Below are 19,076 nucleotides of genomic sequence, written 5' to 3'. Positions count from 1 at the left end.
AGAACAGGGCACACATCATGACAACACTGGGAATCATCGGTAGCGGAAACATCGGCACTGCAGTCGCACGGTTGGCGGTCGCCGCCGATATCAACGTAGTGATCGCCAATTCGCGAGGGCCCGAGAGCCTTACAGGTTTGGTCGAGGAGCTGGGACCCCGCGCTGCAGCGGGCACCATCGAGGAAGCCGCGAACGCGGGGGAGGCCGTGCTGCTCAGTATCCCGGCCCACGCCTACAGTGCGCTGCCCAAGGGGTTGTTGAGCGGGAAGACGGTACTCGACACCGGAAACTACTATCCGTCTCGGGACGGCCGCATTGCCGACCTCGACTCGGGAAAGGTCAACCAGTATCAGTGGAACCAGCAGCATCTGCCTGATGCATTTCTGGTGAAGGCGTTCAACAACATTCTTGCCCACCACATTCCGCAGCTGGCGCGTCCGTCCGGTGCTTCGGACCGCAGCGCCCTGCCCATTGCCGGAGCTGATTCTGATGCGGTCGCTCTCGCCGCTGGTCTGATCGACCGCCTGGGTTTTGACACCCTCGATGTCGGATCCGTTTCGCAGACGTGGCGTTTTGAGCCGGAAGCGGCCGGTTACACACAGGTCTATCTTGCCGATCCGAATGTGCCGGTCGAAGAGTTCATGACCGCTCCGGCCGCGCCGGTATCGAAGGAGAAGCTCCGCGCGGCACTCGACGCCGCCACACCCGTGGACGTCGCCAACCGCACATTTTAGAAAGATGTAGGAGGTACGAGCCGGTGTCAGCGGCGGATTACGTACCGCTGCCGCCGATGATCACTGAAGGTCTGCCATCCGGATACACCTCGACACGAGGCGTCACTTCACCGATCGCGCCGTCCCACGCCCTGAGCGATTTCGTTGAGGCGGCGACGGGCGCTGTCGGGAGCCAGTGGTTCGGTATTGAGCCCGGCACCTGTGCGCATACCGGATAACACCTCCTCGAGTGCGTCCCGCGCGGTGAATCGTGGGTTCCAATCGAGTTCGCGGCGAGCGCGGTCGCTGTTCATCAGAGGTATACGCAACACGGTGTCGAACAAGCCTGGCGAAGCTGGCACAAGATGGGCATGCCATCCGGCCCAGATCCCGGCACGAAGCACACTCGCAGGGACCGGGACTACCCGGGCGCCGAGCATATCGGCAAGAAAGCGTCCATCGACGACCTCGTCGGTACACACGTTGAATGCACCACTGACCGGTCGGACAACGGCTTCGGCAAATGCCTCTGCGACGTCGGAGCTATGGAGTACTTGAAACGCCAGGCCAGGTGTCTGCGGCACCGCGGGTATCAACGAATCTCGGATCAATCGCCGGGGCACGAAGGGTCCCAAGAACAGGCGTCGCTGCGACGTCGATGACTCGCGTTTGAAGATGAAGCCCGGTCTCATCCGGACGAGCCGCAGCTGCGGGGTGCGGTGCTCGAAATCGTCGAGCCATCGCTCAAGGTAGGCCTTCTCCCGCGGATAGGCGGCTCCCGGCCAACCATGGGTGGGCCAGCTTTCGTCGACGGTGGTGTCTTTCGGACCTGGCGAATACGCCGCGACCGACGATGAGTAGACCACTGCGGACACCTTCTCCTGCGCGGCAGCTTCGAACACTCGCATCGCTCCGACGACGTTGTTCTCCCACGTCACCACCGGGTCGTGGGTCGGTTGGAAAATCCAGGACAGGTGGACGACGACGTCAGCGCCCCGGACAATTCCTCGAAAATCGTCGACGGCGGTGTCTGCGACGATGAACTCGGTTTTCGGAACGGCCAGGGTGGTTCGTCGACGAGCGACGCCGCGAATTGCCGCGACCTCGGGGCGTTTGCCGAGTGCCGCGATGACACTGGTTCCCACATTGCCCGTCGCGCCGGTGACGACCACAGTCAGCCCGTGCTTGCTCATTGTCACCGGATACCCACATGCGGCCGTCTTGACACCGGCAACTGCGTTCGCACGGACTCGATGCTCGTGGGGCCACTCCGCAGATCGCGGCGGAGCCCAAACGCCTGGCTGCAATGGATGCAGACGTCCGAATTAAATAGACGTGTCGTTTGTCAACCGGGGCAGTCGGGTAGTCGTCCGGCATGGACGCAAGCGGACCAGCCAGAAAGATCGCGCAACAGGCGGTGGCAACCGCGAGCCGGGTCGCCGCAAAAGCAGGTGGCGGCCGGGATCCGGACAGCCTGTCGACGCCCGTCAGCCTCACCATTGCCGCTTCCGAAGCGCTGGTCAGGGCGGTGTGGCAGGACCCAGAGAAAATCTCTCGAATTCTCGGTGACGTGGCTTCGGTCAAGGCGACGAACGACATCGTCATCTGGACCTTCGACGTCGACGGAGCGTCGACAGAAGTGAAGACCACTGTCGCCGAGACCGAACACGAGCTTGTGTTCGAGCGAACCGAGGATCAGGATGTGCCACCGTTGGCACAGGTCCGTACGGCTGCCGCACCAGGCGATCTCGGGACTGTCGTCTCGCTGCAGCTGTCTCTTCCAATACCGGGATTCGTCTCTCGCACCGCAGCTTTCGCCATTCTGTACCGCGCCAGAGCGCTGATCCAGACTGGCGAGATACCCGCTTTGGCACCGCTTCCGGCCGCCCGTCCCGCCACCTCCGGAAAGGACCTGTGATGAAGGCACTGTGTTGGATGGGCGTCAACGAGTTGAGCGTCGAAACCGTCGCCGATCCCACCATCGTGAATCCCCACGACGCAATCATCGAGGTGGGTTTGACTACGACCTGCGGGTCGGATCTCCACTTTTTGTCCGGTTACATTCCTGGCATGCGTGAAGGCGATGTCATCGGCCATGAGTTCATGGGCCGCGTCGTCGAAACCGGTCCCGAGGTGTCGCGGACGCGCGTGGGCACCCGGGTTGTGGTCCCTTCGTTCATCGGCTGTGGGCAGTGTCGGTACTGCGAAGACGACCTGTACTCCCTGTGTGACACCACAAATCCCAACGCGGAACTACAAAGGCCGCTACTGGGCTACCCAACGGGCGGAATCTACGGCTACACACACCCTTTCGGTGGATACCAGGGGTCGCACGCCCAGTACATCCGTGTACCGTTCGCAGACACCAACTGCTTTGCAATACCCGACGGCGTCACCGACGAGCAGTCGTTGTTCGTCTCCGACGCTCTGCCCACCGGGTACATGGGAGCCGACTTCTGCGATCTGACCGGCGGCGAGACCGTCGCTGTGTGGGGTGCAGGCGGCGTCGGCTTGATGGCGGCAGCCAGTGCACGAGTGCTCGGCGCCGAGCGGGTCATCGTGATCGACCAGATCGCGGAGAGACTGCAACTGGCACAGGATGTGGTCGGAGCCGAAACCCTGGATTTCTCTTCGACGGACAGCGTCGTGGACGCGGTGCGTGAGATGACCGGTGGACGGGGGCCGGACGCCGTCATCGAGGCGGTGGGCATGGAAGGCGTGACCGACGGAGCCAAACACTTCTACGACAAGGCCAAACAGGCACTTCGCCTGGAAACCGACCGTGCGGCCGCGCTGCGGGAAGCCATCATCGCGTGCGGGAAAGGGGGTACCGTCGCGATGCTCGGCGTATACGGAGTCACCGACAAATTCCCCACGGGTGCGCTCATGAACAAAGGTCTCACCTTGCGCACAGCGCAGCAGCACGGACAGCGTTATGTACCGGCTTTGTTGGCTCTGATCGAGTCCGGGCGCCTCGACACCAGCTACCTGATCACACACGAGATGCCGCTCATCGACGCGGCCCGAGGATACGACCTGTTCAAGAACAAATCTGACGGATGTGTGCGGGCTGTTTTTCGTCCGTGAGGTGGCCTTCCGAAGGCTCGCTCTCGCGCTACTCCGAATTAGCCGAGCACCGGGGCCTCGCTGGCGTCAGAACGCCTGCTCGATCCACGCGTCGCCCGAGACCGGCTTGCCCTGGAACGTGCCCACCGGGTCGGCGGTGCCCTCGTAGATGGGTGCGCTGCCCACGTTGAACTCCTGGTCTTGGAGTCGCGTCGTGACGGTGATGTCTGCATCGAAGGAGGGGATCTCGACGCGGAACTGCTGGGCGTAGCCGTTCCCGCTGTCCGGGCTCGTCCACAGCTCGCCGACCGGCGTCACCTTGCTCGCGACGTAATAGATGTTGCCGTCCGCATCCTGCAGGGTCGCGTAGGCATCGACCGAGACGTCGATCTGCGGTTTGTAGCCTTCGGCGATGATGCCTGCGTTCGAGATCGTGTAGCCATTGTCGAGTTGCATGTCTTGCAGTAGCCAGCGAACGCGGGTGTCGGACGTCTTGCCGCCGAAATAGCCGTACTCGTGGTCCATCCAGGTGGTGCCCTCGACCGCGAACTCCTCGCCGTCGACGGTGATCGTGCCCGATGCCGCGAGCCTGGTGTAGGAGAGGTAGTAGTTGTCTTTGGTGATGTCCTGTGTCGTGGCACTGGGCTCAATCCCTGTGCCCCAGACGTAAAACGGACGCCCCTGCTGAGAGAAGGTGAGATCGAATTCGACCTCGTCGAGTGTCTTATCGTCGACGAGCAGCGCCTGCACAGCGATGTTCCTGCTCGGGTCTGCCTGAGGTGCAGTCATCGATACGTAGTTGCGGACGGCGACCGCGGTGGCACCCTGGCCGTCGCCGCCGGTGAGAGTCACGGTAGGCGTGGTCGTGTAGCCGGTGCCCGGCTGCAGCAGGGCGACCTGGCCGACGCCGCCGTCGGCATCGAGGATGGCGATGCCCGAGGCGCCGGATCCGTCGCCCTCGATCTTCACGTCGGGGGCCTTCGTGTATCCGGATCCCGCGTCCGGCACGCTGAAACCGCCGACCGCCCAGCCGGGATCACCGAGCTTCGCGTACCAGTCCTTGTTCGGATCGCCCTCTGCCCAGGTCGCGACGTCGAAGGCTCCGAAGGGGGTCGGCCCGTACACCTGCGTGCGCTGGTAGTGGCGCTCGTTCTTGATGTCGCTGAGGGAGACCTGAGTCATCGCGAATTGCTGACCGGTAAAGGACGCGGCGTTGATCTCGAAGCCGAACGTCCGGTCGCCGGCGCGGAGCGTGCCGATGTGCCACCACCATTCGGTGGGGGCACTTTCGTGGCGGTACATGTCCTTGGGCACGCTCAGGACGGCGTTCTCCTCGGGTACCGGGTCGGGTTTGGTCGTGCCGGTCCATATCGGGTTGGCCGGGACGGGAACGCTCGGCGCGGGGACTGCGCCCGAAACGTTCGATGCGGTGACTACTCCCGAATCATTCGGCGCGGCAACTTCTTCCGCGCCTCCGCACGCGGTCAGCGCCGCCGTGAGTGCCGCGACGACGCCGAGCGCAGCTGCGCGGGCTTTCACGGAAGTTTGTGTCATTTGGCTGTTGCTCTCTGCGATACGGGCATTCTGCTGAAGTCCATGCGATACCCGAAGTCTCCAAAATGATTGGTGGGCAATTCGTTCCAGTCTTGAGCGTTGTTGAACCGTTGTTGAACCGAGGATGGCGCGGCACGACCCTAGCGAAGACTGAATTCGAGTTGCCGACCACCATCACGACAGTAAAGTTGTTGTTTCCCAGGCGGTGCCGGTGTAGGAATGCACCGTGCGTCCGCACCGCGCGGTCCGTACTCCACCGCGAATGCACCCCATGGTGCCCCTTCGATAGTGCGCACGGTGTATTTGATATCCGCGGAGCCGGGGCACGGCGGGGTGGTGTCCGGCACCGCTGATACTCGCAGGGACGAATAGCTGCGCAGCCGATAAGCCGAGGGGTCCTCGATGCTGACGCAGTTGTAGGTGCCCTCGATCGTTATGTGCACTATCTCACGACCCAGGTCGTTGAAACTGATCCAAACCGGTTGGTATTCACCTTCGCCCGGAGGGCCAATGCCCGACGATCCGGTGTCGAGCGACTTGATGATGTCGGCGATCGGCGACGCCGCTGCCATTCCTGCCGTAGCGGTGGCGCTGACCCCGATGGCCACGATCAATGCGGACGCGCCGCGCATTAGCGTGCGAACTGACATGAAATGCTCCCTCAACTCCTGAAGTGCCGAACATCGGCGCTTTCGCGACCGACGTTATGGAACGCCTGCATAGAAATTGCAACAACGGGTCTGTCCGCGGTCCATGCGCCTCAGGAGGGTTCTCGGCCTGAGCAGGTCTTAGCTGTTCCGAAAACCGTCGAAGTGATCGCAGGCAGATTGTTGGATCGCTGATTTCGCGGATATGCAAAAAAGTTGCACCGCAGAAGTTTCCGCGCTTTTCAAGCGGCCGTCTTTGGCGCTGATTTGGTTTTGTTATGCAAACATAGTTCTCATGCCCGCGTCGGACCGTGTGACCATTCAACTGATCGGAGAGATCTCAGTTCGATGTGGTGACCGCGTGGTTGATCCCCAAATTATCGGAGGTCCACGCTGTTCTGAGGTACTCGCGTACTTGACGGTCAACAGGCAACGTGACATTCCGATCGACGAAATCGGGTCGATCCTGTGGCCGAATATCCGGCCACAGTCGTGGAACTCAACGGTGCGCACGGTGATCTCGAAAGTGCGTGCAACGCTGGAAGCGGCGAATGTGCCAGGCGACTGTATGCGATCGCGTCGTGGTCATATCCAGTTTGTACTTCCAGAATCGGTCCGAGTTGATCTGGAGTCCATCCGGACCGTGTGCCACAGCGATGATGAGGCCAACTGGGTGCGGGCGGACCGCGCGCAGGCTGCGCATCGGCTCCTTGCCGGCCCGGTGCTGCGTGGTGTCGCGGGGGACTGGGCGGATGCGGTCAGAACCGAGTGTGAGCAGCTTCGTCTGCAGGCTTTGGATATCGACGGCCAGAGCTCGTACGAACTCGACGCATTGGATCGCTCCGTGTCGTGTGCGGAGTTGTTGATCAATCTTGATCCGTTACGAGAGCGTGCGTACCGGCTCGCGATGCGTGGCTACCTCCGGCTCGGTGATCGAGGACAAGCCCTGGATGTGGCAGCACGGTGCCGGAATAACCTGTCGCGTGACCTGGGCGTCGATCCCTCGCCGGAGACCGAACAACTGTTTCTCGAAGCGTTGAAGACCGAGACTGCCTCTGTCGCAACACCGCCTGGCGGGTCATTCGACGGTCCTGACAGTGGGGGCAGCCCCAAAGTCCTGGTGAGCCTCGACCGCGAACTCGACATCATCGCCTCCGCGTGGGAGAAGGCTGCCGGTGGCGTGGGCCAGTGCGTAGTTGTCACCGGCGATGCCGGACTGGGCAAGACCACCCTCATTTCCGAAGCGATCGATCGCGCACAAGCCTTGCACTGCGACGTTCTGTTCGGTCGGTGCAGCGAGGACGCGATCATTGCATTCGAGCCGTTCGTGGAAGCTGCCGGTCGCGAACTCGACGCGATGGGAGTTGCGCAGGCGCGGCAGTGGCTGAGTGAGAATGGCTCTGACATTTTGCGGTTGATTCCGCACGTGGCACGCAGATTCGATGATCTCGCTCCGAGGGCATCTGCCGGCGATGATCGGTCGCAGATGGTGACCGCGGTCCACCAGTGGCTCACTGCTCCGTCACGATCAGTTCCAACGCTCCTTTTCATCGATGATCTGCATTGGGCGTCGAGTGCAACGCATTCGCTCCTTCGCTATCTGCTGCAGGTGTGTTCGACTCAGCCCGTGTGCTTTGTACTCGCAGCCCGCACACATGCTCTGGATGATCCAGATCTCAATACGACGCTCAACACCGCCACCCGGTTGGGTGAGGTGCACCGGATCTCCTTGAGCGAGTTCACCGTCGACGACGTTCGTGAGATGGCATCGACCCTGGGATCAACCCTGGATCCGGCGGAATTGCACGCGCGTACGAATGGGCACCCATTGTTCGTGACTTCGCTGCTTGCCGCCGGTCCGGCAAACAACAGCTCAACGCTACCGACATCGGTGATCGAATTCGTGCGTCGCGCCGAACATGGTCTCGGCTCTGCCGCACAAGATCTGCTGCGGCTGTGCGTGGTGATCGGCATGTCGGCGCCTCGATCGGTCGTGCGCCTGGCGGCGGACACCATTGTCGATGATGCCGAGTTCTCAGAAGCCCTCGACGAACTCCTTCGCACACGCCTCGCGACCCTCGTCGAGTCCAGGCAACACGCACCGGCCAGTAGTCGGGGAATGTACTTGTCCGCCACCACTGATGACACTGTTGCGCTGCGACACCCATTGGTTCAGGAAGTGGTGTACTCGGACATCTCGCCGGGAAAGCGCGCAATGCTGCATTCGCGCGTCGGACATGCATTGGCTCAACGTGGGATTCACACCGACCCGGAAGACTACGCGCGTGTGTCCTACCACCTGAGCCGCGGACTGACCACTGACCGACATCGCGCAGCTGTCTTCGCGCGGCAGGCCGGCGACCAGGCTTTCGCCCTCGGTGCCTATGAAGATGCGCTGGCACACTACATCTACGCCGCGGAACAAGTCCCGGACGGTGAGGACAGCGACCGTCATTGTCGGATGCTGATCGGGATGGGACGCGCCCGCCGCGCGCTCCGTGATCCAGGTGCCCGGGCGGCCGCGCTGGCAGCGGTGGCGATGGCCCGCCGCCTGGGTGACCGTGCGCTCCAGGTCGATGCGGTGCTGGCCAGTGGGCGACGGGGGATCGAGTTCGTGCAGCGCTATGAGGTCGACAACGAGCGCGTGGACGTCATCGATGCCATCTGCACGGATATGACCCAGACCGGCCAAGATTCGTCCGCCGACTTCGCAACTCTGTTGTCCCAGCTGGTTATCGAGCATGCGTGGGACGACAGCCGATCTGACCGCGACCGAATGCTCGAGCAGGCGGCCGGCATCGCCCGCCGGCTCGGAGATGGTCCGCTGCTCGCCAACGTATGTGTTGCCGCGCTCATCGGACTGCGGATTCCGCACAGCCACACCATGACCACTGCAGCTCTGCGCGAGTTGAACAGCTTTGTCGATTCACACGCCGGTGCGTTGCCTGATGTGACCACCGTGGTGTGGTTGTCGCGGGCCCGGCTCGAAGAGGGCGATCTGATCGGCGCCCGATCTGCTCTCGATACGATCACCGACGCACACATCGATGGTGATCCCGAACTGGAGTGGCTGGTCAAATACGGCCGACTCGGTGTAGATCTGGCTGCCGGTCATCTGGACCGGGCGCAGGAGCAACTGATGCAGATTCGCGCGATTCCGCCGTCACCGGTTGATACCGGCTATTACGGCAGGCTGCTTCCGGCGTTGACCGCCCTGGGGACACTCCGCGGGAGTCTGCAGGAAGTCGTGGACCAATCCGCCCTGATGCGTGCTCATTTCGATACGAACCACACGTTGCGGCCGGCGTTGGCCGTTGCCCTACTCGACATCGGTGAGCGCGATGGCGCAGCCGACCTCCTGGAGTGGTACACCCCAGAGCGTATCGCCGGCATTCCGGTCGACCCCATGTGGCTGTCAACGGTGACCCTCATCGCCAGGGCCGCAGCCGACCTGTCCGCGGCGGAGTTGTGTGAACAGCTCTATCAGCGTCTCGTGGATCATGCCGACTGCACGGTGCTGACATGGGCCAGCCTCTATGGCGTGGTGCACCACCACCTCGCCCATCTGGCCCTGGGTTTCGGTGATCTCCCTCGGGCCGGTTACCACGTCACTGATGCACAACAGGCCCATGCTGACCGTGGATTCAGTGGATGGGAAGCCGAATCGAACTATCTCGGACTACGAATCGATGCCGCCCAAGGTGCTCTCGACCAGGCGCAGGCGGCGCGGGTTCGCGCGCAGGCAGCACAGATCGGCGCCACCGCGGTCGTTCGCCGGATCGACGCTCTACTCTCCGGTCAACCATGACGGTGTCCGATGGCAATGCTGCAGGGCAATTGCAAAATATACGCACTTTGTAGCTGTACTGAATCCGGTGTGCGGAGATCCAGGCCCGCGCGAGACCCGAAATGGACGTAGATATGACCTGCTCGATGCTGTGGTCGGTTGCAAGTGTCTCGTGAACGTGTGATCGGCCGACTTCGGAAGTCAGGCGTTGGTGTGGCGCTCAGTGCCGTGGCGTTGACACTGATGGTGAGTGGATGCACCGATTCCGGGTCCGGAAGCCGCGACGGGTTGAAACCTGTTCCGACCCGGACCACACCGGCCGCGACATCGTTGGCCCCCGCCACCGACCCTGGTGGGGCGCTGGCGGTCAACGACTTCACCGTCTTGCCGAACTTTGTGTGTCTGAAGGATGTACCGGCCCGAGTGGTTGTGACGGTCGGCTGGAGTGCGCCGTCGGCGACGGAGGTGACGATGTCTCTCGATGGCCAGATACTGCCGGTCGGGATTCAGGACAACCTGCCATATCAAGTTCCGGCGGGCGGACCGACCGGCATCGGAGCAGCAGTTGTCTTCGCCTGCGACGGAACGACTTCGCACACCATCGATATCGAGTGGACAGCGCCGGGAATCCTACCGGCCTCTCGTACCGTCACCGTCACCAAGGAGTCCAACGATGGCTGATGCCACGTCCCAGGCCGGCTCGGTCAGCCGACGCCGGTTTCTCACCGGCAGCGCCGCACTGATCGGTCTGCCACTACTCGGGGCCCCGTTGCTGTCCGCGTGCGCATCGGGCAACGCCGCCTCGGACGGCGCGACCTGGTTCGAGCCGAATGTCCGAGCGAGTGAGAACGGTACGCTGAGGACTCAACTGCGCGTTCGGGATTCCGATGTCGCCTTGGGCGGTGGGAAGGTCCAGGCGGTCACGTATGAGGGGACCTATCCGGGACCGACACTGGATGTGCGTCCAGGCGATCGCATCGAGGTCTCCTTGATCAATGAGATCGGCGAGCCGACCAATCTGCACACCCATGGGTGGCATGTCTCGCCGAAACAGCCGAGCGACGATGTCTTGCTGGCCGTGGAGCCGGGCGAGACCTTCGACTATGCCTATGATCTCCCGTCGGACCACTCGGCCGGAACGTTCTGGTATCACTCGCATCAGCACACGCTCAGTGACACACAGGTTTTCGGGGGCTTGTTCGGCGCCCTGATCGTGCGTGGCGAGCTCGACGAACTTCCGGGTGTTGCGGGTAGACCCGAGCGGCTCCTCGTGCTGAGTCAGACCGAAATCGCCGACGGTCAGATGGTTCCGGGTGACAAGAGCTCGAACAACCTGCAGCAGACGTTGGTCAACGGCACGTTCCAGCCGACCACCGAGATCGCGCCGGGAGAAGTGCAGCGTTGGCGAATCATCAACGCGAGTTCTTTGTTCCTGCGACTGCAGCTCGACGGACATCCCATGCACGTGATCGCCATCGATGGCGACGCACTGACCTCCGTCGAGACACGCGACGTCATCGAGGTGGTCCCAGGGGGACGAGCAGATGTGCTCATCGGGGGAGCCGACGAGGGAACATACCAACTGCAGTCCCTGAGCTGGGAAGAGTTCGGCCCCTTCTATTCATCGATGGTCCCGGCCCCGATGCCGTTGCTCACGTTGGTGTCGCAGGGTGACCGGCAGAGTCCCGAACCCGTTCCCACTGCACTGCTGCCCTTCGACGACCTTCGCGACGCCGTCATCGATCGCAGACGCGAATTCGTCTTCGAAGAGATGGAGCCGCGTGGTACCGGCGACATCGAGCACTTCATGTATTTCATCAACGGCACCACGTTCGATCACCACGTTGTCAACGAGACCATGACACTTGGTGACACCGAAGAGTGGCATTTCATCAATCGGACCTACGAACCTCACCCGATTCATATACACGTCAACGACTTTCAAGTCGTTGCGATCAATGACGAGCCCGTCGACCAGCAGCACTACCGGGACACCGCGATGCTCCCGCCGTTCGGTAGCCTGACCATCCGGCACCGTTTCGAGGACTTCACCGGCCAGTTCGTCATGCACTGCCACATCCTGTTCCACGAGGACCACGGCATGATGCAACTACTCGAGGTGGTCGATCGATAGTCGTCTCATCGAGGTGACCGGGCAAACTGAAGAACAGGGCTTTGATCGGCCGGTTCTGCTTTGTCGAGGTCCAGGCCGCCGAAATAGTGCGCAAGGAAAAATGCCGTCGCAACCCCACCGGCGACAACGGCGATCTCATCCCGGGCGGTCCTGGGACGCCGGCGTACTAGCGCGCTGCCGACAGCGAAGTTGATCGCGCCCCATCCGACATTCTCGATGGGGGAGGACAGCCCGACTCCCGGCGGCTTTGCGAACGGGGTTGGAAACCTCTGGCCGGTTATTCCTTTGACCGTGTGGGGGACAGTGTTGACGAGCAGGGCGCCCGCGATGAATCCCGAGATCGTCCCGGTCGTAGTGCGAGCAAACGTCACGTGTTGTCTCCCTTGATGAGTTGGTGAGTCCGAGGCTACTGGAGCAACCGGACATCTGTTTTCTCCACGCGCAGAACGGATATCGGCCAGTCGTCGCGATGGACCAGTGGCATGACATATGCGCGCGGCAGTTCTTGTTCGAGACCGCTGGTCGACCAGCGGTTGGACAACGCTCGCATCGGCTCAGAGCGAGCTGGACACGTTTCGATGTTCGGTTTGCGGTTCGCCTGCAACCGGCGAACAGATCGGCGATCGTGGAGTGACCGCATGGTGGACGATCTCAGCTGCAAAGGAGATAGGTAATGGCTACGTTGAACGCGCCGGTAGTGGTGGCAGTCGATGGCTCTGAGCACGCGCAAAACGCGCTGATGTGGGCCGCCGCCGCCGCAATACGCGAAGGTCGGACGTTACTGGTCGTCACGGCGGTCGGCACCATCGTGGCCGGCTACGCGCCGGGCGTGGTGATGACCCAAGACATAATCGACACTCTCCACGACGACGCCCGCCGCATCGTGGACGCCGCTGTCGGGACGGTCAAAGCAGCCAATCCCGACGTCGCAGTCGGGGGACAGGTGTTCGACGGTAAACCCGCGCTGGTGCTGCGCGAGATCTCCAGCTCAGCGCACCTGCTGGTCGTCGGTAGTCGCGGGATCGGCGGAGTCACCGGCCTGCTGCTCGGGTCTGTCAGCACCGACGTGTCCGCTCACGCCGACTGCCCCGTCGTCGTGGTTCCCCAGCGACCTCCCACAGCCGGCCCGGTGGTGGTCGGTGTCGATGGCTCTCCCAACTCGCAGGCAGCATTGACCCACGCCTTCATCCAAGCCGACGAGCTGAATACCTCGCTGATCGTGGTGCGTGCCGATCCAGGATTCTCCCGTGGCGGGGACGACGGACATCCTGAAGTCAGTCAGCAGGTCCACGACGAAGCCGCGGAACGCCTCGGCGTACTGATGGCCGGCCACCGCGAGGACCATCCCGATGTTGCGGTCGAAACGCGCATCGCTGCCCAGGCCCCCGCGCCGTACCTCGTCGACACAGCCCGTGGCGCTCAACTCATCGTGGTGGGCAGCCGCGGCCGCGGTGGGTTCCGTGGACTGCTCCTCGGCTCGGTCAGTCAGGCCATTCTCCACACCGCACCCTGCCCGGTGATGGTCGTGCACGCACCCACCAGGTAGTCCCTGCGGCACAGGCGCAGACGACCGGCGCGCGAGCGCCGTATATGGTTGCCGAGGCCGCCCATGCGGCCACGATCAGCGAGGGAACCCGGTGTGAATCCGGGACTGACGCGCAACGGTAACGACCTCGAATGGGGTCGGAGTCCGGTTACTCACTGATCGGTTCAGAAGTTCCTCGGCTCCGCGACTGGGCCCTGATGTAGGAGTTACCGTTTCATGCGCACATCTCGGCGGCACATCGGTGCCACCACCCTGACGATCACCTCGATCCTGCTCCTGTCGGCATGTTCGTCGACGGCCGATGAACCGGTGTCGGAGATGGGTTCAGGCGGGTCTGCCTTTCCGCTGACCATCGAGAACTGCGGTCATACCGTCACCATCGACGCACCACCACAGCGCGCGGTGTCGCTCAACCAGGGGTCCACCGAGATCCTGCTCTCGCTCGGGCTCGCAGATCGGATGGTCGGCACCGCCACCTGGACCGACCCGGTCCGCGAGAACCTCGCCACCGACAACGCCCGCGTGCCGCGCCTGGCCGAGAACAAACCCTCCTTCGAAGTGGTCCTCGATACCGAACCCGACTTCGTCTCAGCATCTTTCGGTGGGACACTCGGACCCGGTGGCGTCGCCGACCGAGATCAGTTCGATCAGCTCGGTGTGCCCAACTATCTCTCGCCGACGGACTGTGACGGCAAGACCGACGCGAGCGTCAACGCCGACGGCGCCCGCACCGACCCCCTGCGCATCGACACCGTCTACAAGGAAATCCGCGACCTCGCAGCCATTTTCGACGTCCGAGACCGCGGTGAGGCGTTCGTCGCCGAACTGCAGCAACGGTTCGAAACTGCCACGGGATCGGTGGACGCCGCGGGTGTGTCGTTGGCGTACTGGTTCGCCGACACCAAGACCCCCTATATGGCCGGCTGCTGTGGCTCGTCGGGCATCATCACCAATTCTGTTGGCGCCGAGAACATTTTCGCCGACACCACCAACGAATGGCCTCAGGTCAGCTGGGAGAGCATCCTTGATCGGGACCCCACCGCCCTCGTGCTCGCCGACCTCAGCAGGCGCAGCATCGACGGCGACGCCCTCGACAGCAAGATCGCGTTTCTCGAATCGAACCCGGTTACCCAGCGGCTCACCGCCGTTCGCCACAAGCGATACATCGTGGTCAACGGCGCCGACCTGAACCCGTCGATCCGCACCATCGACGGTGTGGAGAAGGCAGCGGCCGCGCTCGAACAGTGGGGACTGGCGCGCTGACCGCGGTCAGCACCCACCGCGAAGTCCGACCGGCACGGACCGATTCCCGCCCACTGCTCGGGATCCTCCTGCTGGTCGGCCTCGTGGTGCTGGCCCTGTCCGTCGCGATCGTCATCACCATCGGCCCCGCCAGCCTTTCCGTAGGTGACGTTTACGCGGTGGTGCTCGATCACCTTGGCCTCGGCAGTTCGGGAGTCAGCAGGATCAAGGACGGCATCGTGTGGGAACTGCGACTCCCACGCACGCTGCTCGCGGCCGTCTGCGGTGCCGGGCTGGCGTTGTGCGGGACGATCATGCAGTCGTTGCTGCGCAATCCGCTCGCCGACCCCTTTGTTCTCGGTATCTCTTCCGGGGCGTCCACGGGCGCAGTGGTGATCGTTGTCCTCGGACTCGGCGCCGGAGCGGTGTCGCTGTCGGTGGGCGCGTTCCTCGGCGCTGTTCTCTCCTTCGCCCTTGTGATGTTGTTGGCCGTCGGCGCGGGTGGCGGAATGTCCCGGGTGGTGCTGGCCGGAGTGGCCTGCACACAACTGTTCTCGGCCCTGACGTCATTCATCGTGATCTCCTCGGCCGACGCCGAGCAGACCCGCGGTGTGCTGTTCTGGCTCCTCGGTTCGCTGTCCGGGGCCGACTGGACCAACGTCATGCTCTGTGGCACGGTGACCCTGGTCGGCCTCCTGGTGTGCCTGACGCAGTCTTCGGCGCTGGATGCCTTCACCTTCGGCAACACCGCTGCTTCGTCTCTCGGCATCTCGGTGCGCTGGGTTCGGATGCTGTTGCTCGGCATCACGGCACTTGTCACCGCGACCCTGGTGAGTGCGGCCGGGGCGATCGGGTTTGTCGGTCTCGTATTGCCGCACGCTGCCCGGTTCATCGTCGGCCCACAGCACAGTCGGTTGCTGCCCACCGCTGCGGTGGTCGGCGCGATTTTCATGGTGTGGGTCGATGCGCTGGCCCGCACAGTCTTTGCGCCCCAGGAAGTTCCGGTCGGTGTCGTCACGGCCCTGATCGGTGTTCCTGCGTTCGCACTCATCCTCTTCCGGATGAGGTCGAGCCAATGACGCTGTGTGCCAAGAATATCGAATGGAGTCGAGGCGGACAGTTGGTGCTCGATGGAGTGTCCCTCGACCCCGTGAAGGGTGAGACCATCGGGTTGCTCGGCCCGAACGGCTCCGGAAAGTCGTCGCTGCTGCGGGTGCTCAGTGGAATCGCGGTCCCGGATATGGGCCGCGTTCTCCTGGACGACGTCGAGATCAGGAACCTGCGACGTCGTCAGATCGCCCGCCGGGTGGCAACGGTCGACCAGCACTCCGACACCGAGGTCGACATCACTGTCCTCGACATCGTGCGGCTCGGCCGCATTCCGCACCGTGGAATCTTCGGTGGTGACGAGTCCGCGGACGAGCGGGCTGTCGCGTTGGCGCTCGAGCGCACCGCAATGACGTCGAAGTCGAAACGTCTGTGGCACAGCCTTTCCGGCGGTGAACGGCAGCGTGCTCAGATTGCGCGGGCCCTCGCGCAGGAGCCGGACGAATTGTTGCTGGACGAGCCCACCAATCATCTCGACATCCGGCATCAGCTCGACATCCTGGCCCTGGTCGCCGAACTCCCGCTCACCAGTTACATCGCGTTGCACGATCTCAATCTGGCGGCGATGTTCTGCGATCGGGTGATCGTCCTCGACCGCGGGAGAGTCGTCGCGGTCGGTACTCCGACCGAGGTGATCACCGCTGAGCTGGTGGAGCAGGTGTACCAGGTCCGGGCGAATGTCACCGTGGACCCCGTCATCGGATACCCCGCGGTCACGTATCGACCGCAATCTACGGGCGTTCCCGCGGGCTGATCGCATCGTGTGGTGATGTCTGAGGTCTGAGCAAGGGTGCGATGCACCCATGTTCAATTGCCCGATTCGCCATATCCTCGAACCATGTCAACTGGACGATGCAAGTTGAGGAGGAATCGGAAGGAGCTATGGGCTTGAAGAATACTCAGAACGTCTCCGTCGCAGGTGGATTCACGGATGGGAATGGCATGAACAACGCTTCGGCGGCAGACCTTGACGTCGTCGGAATGTGGGTTACGGCAGACGGATACATACGTCAGGAATTGTTACCGAACGGGCGCTACGACGAGGCGCGAGGCAACACTTCCAGCGCTTACACCGGTACGTATACCGTGTCCGGCGCGCACCTGGACTATCGCGACGACACCGGGTTCACCGCGACCGGGGATATTCGCGATGGGGTGTTGTACCACGAGCACTTGGTGCTCTACCGCGAGGAACAGGCTTCATGAATCTGTCCGGTCATGTCCGGGGCGATCGCTCCGGCCTGTCTCTGGTCCCCTGGTCGAGTCCTCAGGGCCGGTGGTCGCCTGATGCTCGGTCGGAAATGGTCCGTTGGACGGCATCGATGTGGTCTTCCCGGCGCTGAACTTCGTGCTCGTGCTCCTCGGGTGTCAGCACTCGCGCGTCCGGCCCCGGTACGACCAACGCTTCGACATCGTTGTGTGTCCAGCGGACAACGTAGGGCGGTTCACCCGTCGATGAATGCACTTCCGTGATCAGTCCGAACAGATCGGGGTCGTCGAGTACGGTGCCCTTGACCACCAACCAGTCACCCGTTTTTGCGTGCATGTCACTGTCCTTTCCCCGGGCGAGGAGCCTTACAGCGGCCACGTCGCCGCCAGTGGACGATCGTTTGCCGTCCAATAACGTTATCCCACCGTTCGGTGCGGCTCGGTAGGGCAAGTGGTCACAACCCTGTTGACACGGACGCGTTTCCAGGGACGGCGAGCACGGTGACAGCGACCGGGCACCGTGCGGACGGCCGTGGTCGGGGCCACACCGGTCCATCAGGAACTGCGCGTGGACGCGACGATAGACAGAATCGAAGGCCGGAAAACGTTCGTCACCGGAACCCTCTCCCACGGCGCCGTGGTGTGTGCGGTGGCTGACGCGCTCTTCGTCCAGCCGCTGCCCGTTCGGTCGTAGACGAGGTCAGCGCGACAGCGCGCTGGGTGTAGCTGAACCGAAAACCGCTGTGCCGTCAGCTTTTGTTGTCCGCCCGATCTTTCCGACGCTTGTCTTTCTCGGCGTCGGCGAGTTTCTCGATGTGATCGGCCTGGTCGCGCTTGGTCGCCGCGGCGTCCCGCTTGGCTGCTGCTTCCTTTGCTTTTGCTGCAGCGGCAGCGGTCGCTTTCAGTTCAGCCGCATTGATCTTGGCCTGCTCATCCCGCTTGGCGGCTTCGGCCTCTTGTTTGCGCTTGGCAGCGAGTTCGTCGGCCTGTCGCTCGGCCTCAGCGGTCCGTTGCCGAGCTTTCTCGGCGGCGGCTCGTTTGTCTTCCTCCGCCTGCCGTGCCGCCTCATTGATCTCTGCCTGCTTGGTTTCGCGTGCCACCTTCCGGTCTTCGACGGCGTGGTCGGCCTTGGCCTTCAATGTCGCGGCGGCCTGTTGACGCTTGCGCTCGGCTTCGGCCTCCAATTGCGCTGCGCGACCGAGGGCTTCGCTCCGTTTGGTGAGCGCCGATCCACGTTTTTCGATCAATGGGTCCCCCAGGAGACTCCCAACCGTTGAGTCGAGAACACCCAACGAACGTTCGAACAGGAGCCGAGCGGCCGCCTCCGAATCCAGTCGGGAGACGACTCTATCCTCGATGAGCTGCAACGGGATTCGGGCGATCCGATATTGCGTTCGTAGTACAACCAACGGTAGTTCGGTAATGTTCATGTGCACTCTCCTCAACTTTGGGTGTGGTCGCTTTACGGAAGGTCGGCTTGATCGGTGAGGCCGTCCGCCTGGCGTCGCAACTGCTCGGCCTGCGCTCGGGCGCGGTTCGCCTCAGCCACCGATTCCTGATGTTCGTCGACTGCGTCGACAACATCGTTCGTGGTCTCGGCGACCTCGACCTGCTCCTCGGCTCGCGCTTGCTGTTGTTTGGCCTTGGCGTCGAGTTCGGCCTGTGTCTGTTCGACCGCGAGCTTGTGCTCGGCCTGCTGCGCAGCCGCCGCCTTCTGGGTCTGCTTCACAGTCTCGACCACCCGCTCAGTGGTCGCAGTCTCGGCTGCCACCTCAGTCCGTTCCTGCGCGCCCTCAACTCGGGCTTCGGCGGCCTCGCGCTGAGCCTTCTCGGCTTCCGCTTTGGCAACAGCCTCCTCGGCGTTTGCTTCTTTGCGCTTTTGGGCCTGGGTTTGCTCGAGTTGCCCCTCGGCTGTCAGCGAATCGTTGCCGGTCACAGCGCCGGCCACTTCCTTTGCTTTGCCTTTGACCGAGTCGAAAAGGCCCTTGCGGGCTTGCTCAGCTCTGCTGTCGTCAGTCATGCTCACTCCCTCCATGGCATCGATAGGATGCTCACACGTTGAACCCCGGGT

17 protein-coding genes are annotated in these 19,076 nt (G+C 62.9%); 11 read left to right on the top strand and 6 right to left on the bottom strand.

The annotated features are described in order from the left end of the window. Window positions 1-17 precede the first annotated feature (17 nt). Complete coding sequence (locus AC1D75_RS25640) at window positions 18-734, top strand: NADPH-dependent F420 reductase (RefSeq protein WP_495518136.1); 717 nt, start codon at window positions 18-20, stop codon at window positions 732-734. Between the two features lie 107 nt (window positions 735-841). On the opposite strand, the gene AC1D75_RS25635 is transcribed toward AC1D75_RS25640, so the two are convergent. Next, window positions 842-1,906: an NAD-dependent epimerase/dehydratase family protein gene (locus AC1D75_RS25635; RefSeq protein ID WP_495518135.1), complete on the bottom strand. Its 1,065-nt coding sequence runs from the start codon at window positions 1,904-1,906 to the stop codon at window positions 842-844. Between the two features lie 182 nt (window positions 1,907-2,088). Between AC1D75_RS25635 and AC1D75_RS25630 the strand changes: the two genes are divergently transcribed. Next, entirely contained in the window at window positions 2,089-2,631 is a 543-nt protein-coding gene (locus tag AC1D75_RS25630; protein ID WP_495518134.1) for a hypothetical protein, read from the top strand. Then, complete coding sequence (locus AC1D75_RS25625; protein ID WP_495518133.1) at window positions 2,631-3,800, top strand: zinc-dependent alcohol dehydrogenase; 1,170 nt, start codon at window positions 2,631-2,633, stop codon at window positions 3,798-3,800. Before AC1D75_RS25630 ends, AC1D75_RS25625 begins: the two co-directional genes overlap by 1 nt. A 66-nt stretch (window positions 3,801-3,866) precedes the next feature. On the opposite strand, the gene AC1D75_RS25620 is transcribed toward AC1D75_RS25625, so the two are convergent. Both AC1D75_RS25620 and AC1D75_RS25615 read right to left on the bottom strand, forming a co-directional pair. Further along, complete coding sequence (locus AC1D75_RS25620) at window positions 3,867-5,333, bottom strand: lipocalin-like domain-containing protein (protein WP_495518132.1); 1,467 nt, start codon at window positions 5,331-5,333, stop codon at window positions 3,867-3,869. A 140-nt stretch (window positions 5,334-5,473) separates the two neighbouring features. Continuing rightward, complete coding sequence (locus AC1D75_RS25615) at window positions 5,474-5,983, bottom strand: hypothetical protein (RefSeq protein WP_495518131.1); 510 nt, start codon at window positions 5,981-5,983, stop codon at window positions 5,474-5,476. Between the two features lie 565 nt (window positions 5,984-6,548). Between AC1D75_RS25615 and AC1D75_RS25610 the strand changes: the two genes are divergently transcribed. The 8 genes from AC1D75_RS25610 to AC1D75_RS25575 all read left to right on the top strand — a co-directional run bounded on the left by AC1D75_RS25610 (window position 6,549) and on the right by AC1D75_RS25575 (window position 17,002). After that, entirely contained in the window at window positions 6,549-9,788 is a 3,240-nt protein-coding gene (locus AC1D75_RS25610) for an ATP-binding protein (protein WP_495518130.1), read from the top strand. Between the two features lie 192 nt (window positions 9,789-9,980). Next, window positions 9,981-10,448, top strand: coding sequence for a hypothetical protein (locus tag AC1D75_RS25605; RefSeq protein ID WP_495518129.1), 468 nt, complete (start codon window positions 9,981-9,983; stop codon window positions 10,446-10,448). Further along, entirely contained in the window at window positions 10,441-11,901 is a 1,461-nt protein-coding gene (locus AC1D75_RS25600) for a multicopper oxidase family protein (protein WP_495518128.1), read from the top strand. The genes AC1D75_RS25605 and AC1D75_RS25600 overlap by 8 nt, the downstream gene beginning before the upstream one ends. A gap of 673 nt (window positions 11,902-12,574) precedes the next feature. Further along, the gene (locus tag AC1D75_RS25595) at window positions 12,575-13,447 is read left to right on the top strand and encodes a universal stress protein (protein WP_495518127.1); all 873 of its coding nucleotides are present in this window, start codon (window positions 12,575-12,577) and stop codon (window positions 13,445-13,447) included. A 216-nt stretch (window positions 13,448-13,663) separates the two neighbouring features. After that, a complete protein-coding gene (locus tag AC1D75_RS25590) occupies window positions 13,664-14,710 on the top strand; it encodes an ABC transporter substrate-binding protein (RefSeq protein WP_495518126.1) in 1,047 nt (348 codons plus the stop codon). 53 nt (window positions 14,711-14,763) lie between these two features. Next, entirely contained in the window at window positions 14,764-15,768 is a 1,005-nt protein-coding gene (locus AC1D75_RS25585) for a FecCD family ABC transporter permease (RefSeq protein ID WP_495518421.1), read from the top strand. Beyond that, window positions 15,765-16,550: an ABC transporter ATP-binding protein gene (locus tag AC1D75_RS25580; protein WP_495518125.1), complete on the top strand. Its 786-nt coding sequence runs from the start codon at window positions 15,765-15,767 to the stop codon at window positions 16,548-16,550. The genes AC1D75_RS25585 and AC1D75_RS25580 overlap by 4 nt, the downstream gene beginning before the upstream one ends. A gap of 188 nt (window positions 16,551-16,738) precedes the next feature. Then, entirely contained in the window at window positions 16,739-17,002 is a 264-nt protein-coding gene (locus AC1D75_RS25575) for an Atu4866 domain-containing protein (protein ID WP_495518124.1), read from the top strand. A 61-nt stretch (window positions 17,003-17,063) separates the two neighbouring features. Here AC1D75_RS25575 and AC1D75_RS25570 read toward each other — a convergent pair whose 3' ends face one another. The 3 genes from AC1D75_RS25570 to AC1D75_RS25560 form a co-directional block, all read right to left on the bottom strand. Continuing rightward, window positions 17,064-17,342 (bottom strand): DUF1918 domain-containing protein, encoded by a 279-nt coding sequence (locus tag AC1D75_RS25570; protein WP_495518123.1) that lies wholly within the window; start codon window positions 17,340-17,342, stop codon window positions 17,064-17,066. A 412-nt stretch (window positions 17,343-17,754) separates the two neighbouring features. Further along, the gene (locus tag AC1D75_RS25565) at window positions 17,755-18,435 is read right to left on the bottom strand and encodes an IF2 family translation initiation factor (protein ID WP_495518122.1); all 681 of its coding nucleotides are present in this window, start codon (window positions 18,433-18,435) and stop codon (window positions 17,755-17,757) included. A gap of 32 nt (window positions 18,436-18,467) precedes the next feature. After that, window positions 18,468-19,025 carry a CsbD family protein gene (locus AC1D75_RS25560; protein ID WP_495518121.1) on the bottom strand — a complete coding sequence of 186 codons (558 nt, stop codon included), beginning with the start codon at window positions 19,023-19,025 and terminating at the stop codon, window positions 18,468-18,470. Window positions 19,026-19,076: the final 51 nt, after the last annotated feature.

Source organism: Williamsia sp. Y712 (genome assembly GCF_059445525.1).
The sequence above is the reverse complement of the archived record's forward strand: the minus strand, read 5'-3'. Positions and strand labels throughout refer to the sequence as shown.

Excerpts from the sequence above, each read along its gene's own strand:
- AC1D75_RS25570 (WP_495518123.1), bottom strand. The coding sequence starts at position 17,342 with ATGCACGCAAAAACGGGTGACTGGTTGGTGGTCAAGGGCACCGTACTC.
- AC1D75_RS25635 (WP_495518135.1), bottom strand. The coding sequence starts at position 1,906 with ATGAGCAAGCACGGGCTGACTGTGGTCGTCACCGGCGCGACGGGCAAT.
- AC1D75_RS25565 (WP_495518122.1), bottom strand. The coding sequence starts at position 18,435 with ATGAACATTACCGAACTACCGTTGGTTGTACTACGAACGCAATATCGG.
- AC1D75_RS25575 (WP_495518124.1), top strand. The coding sequence starts at position 16,739 with ATGAACAACGCTTCGGCGGCAGACCTTGACGTCGTCGGAATGTGGGTT.
- AC1D75_RS25630 (WP_495518134.1), top strand. The coding sequence starts at position 2,089 with ATGGACGCAAGCGGACCAGCCAGAAAGATCGCGCAACAGGCGGTGGCA.
- AC1D75_RS25610 (WP_495518130.1), top strand. The coding sequence starts at position 6,549 with ATGCGATCGCGTCGTGGTCATATCCAGTTTGTACTTCCAGAATCGGTC.
- AC1D75_RS25640 (WP_495518136.1), top strand. The coding sequence starts at position 18 with ATGACAACACTGGGAATCATCGGTAGCGGAAACATCGGCACTGCAGTC.
- AC1D75_RS25595 (WP_495518127.1), top strand. The coding sequence starts at position 12,575 with ATGGCTACGTTGAACGCGCCGGTAGTGGTGGCAGTCGATGGCTCTGAG.
- AC1D75_RS25600 (WP_495518128.1), top strand. The coding sequence starts at position 10,441 with ATGGCTGATGCCACGTCCCAGGCCGGCTCGGTCAGCCGACGCCGGTTT.
- AC1D75_RS25625 (WP_495518133.1), top strand. The coding sequence starts at position 2,631 with ATGAAGGCACTGTGTTGGATGGGCGTCAACGAGTTGAGCGTCGAAACC.
- AC1D75_RS25590 (WP_495518126.1), top strand. The coding sequence starts at position 13,664 with ATGCGCACATCTCGGCGGCACATCGGTGCCACCACCCTGACGATCACC.
- AC1D75_RS25560 (WP_495518121.1), bottom strand. The coding sequence starts at position 19,025 with ATGACTGACGACAGCAGAGCTGAGCAAGCCCGCAAGGGCCTTTTCGAC.
- AC1D75_RS25620 (WP_495518132.1), bottom strand. The coding sequence starts at position 5,333 with ATGACACAAACTTCCGTGAAAGCCCGCGCAGCTGCGCTCGGCGTCGTC.
- AC1D75_RS25615 (WP_495518131.1), bottom strand. The coding sequence starts at position 5,983 with ATGTCAGTTCGCACGCTAATGCGCGGCGCGTCCGCATTGATCGTGGCC.
- AC1D75_RS25580 (WP_495518125.1), top strand. The coding sequence starts at position 15,765 with ATGACGCTGTGTGCCAAGAATATCGAATGGAGTCGAGGCGGACAGTTG.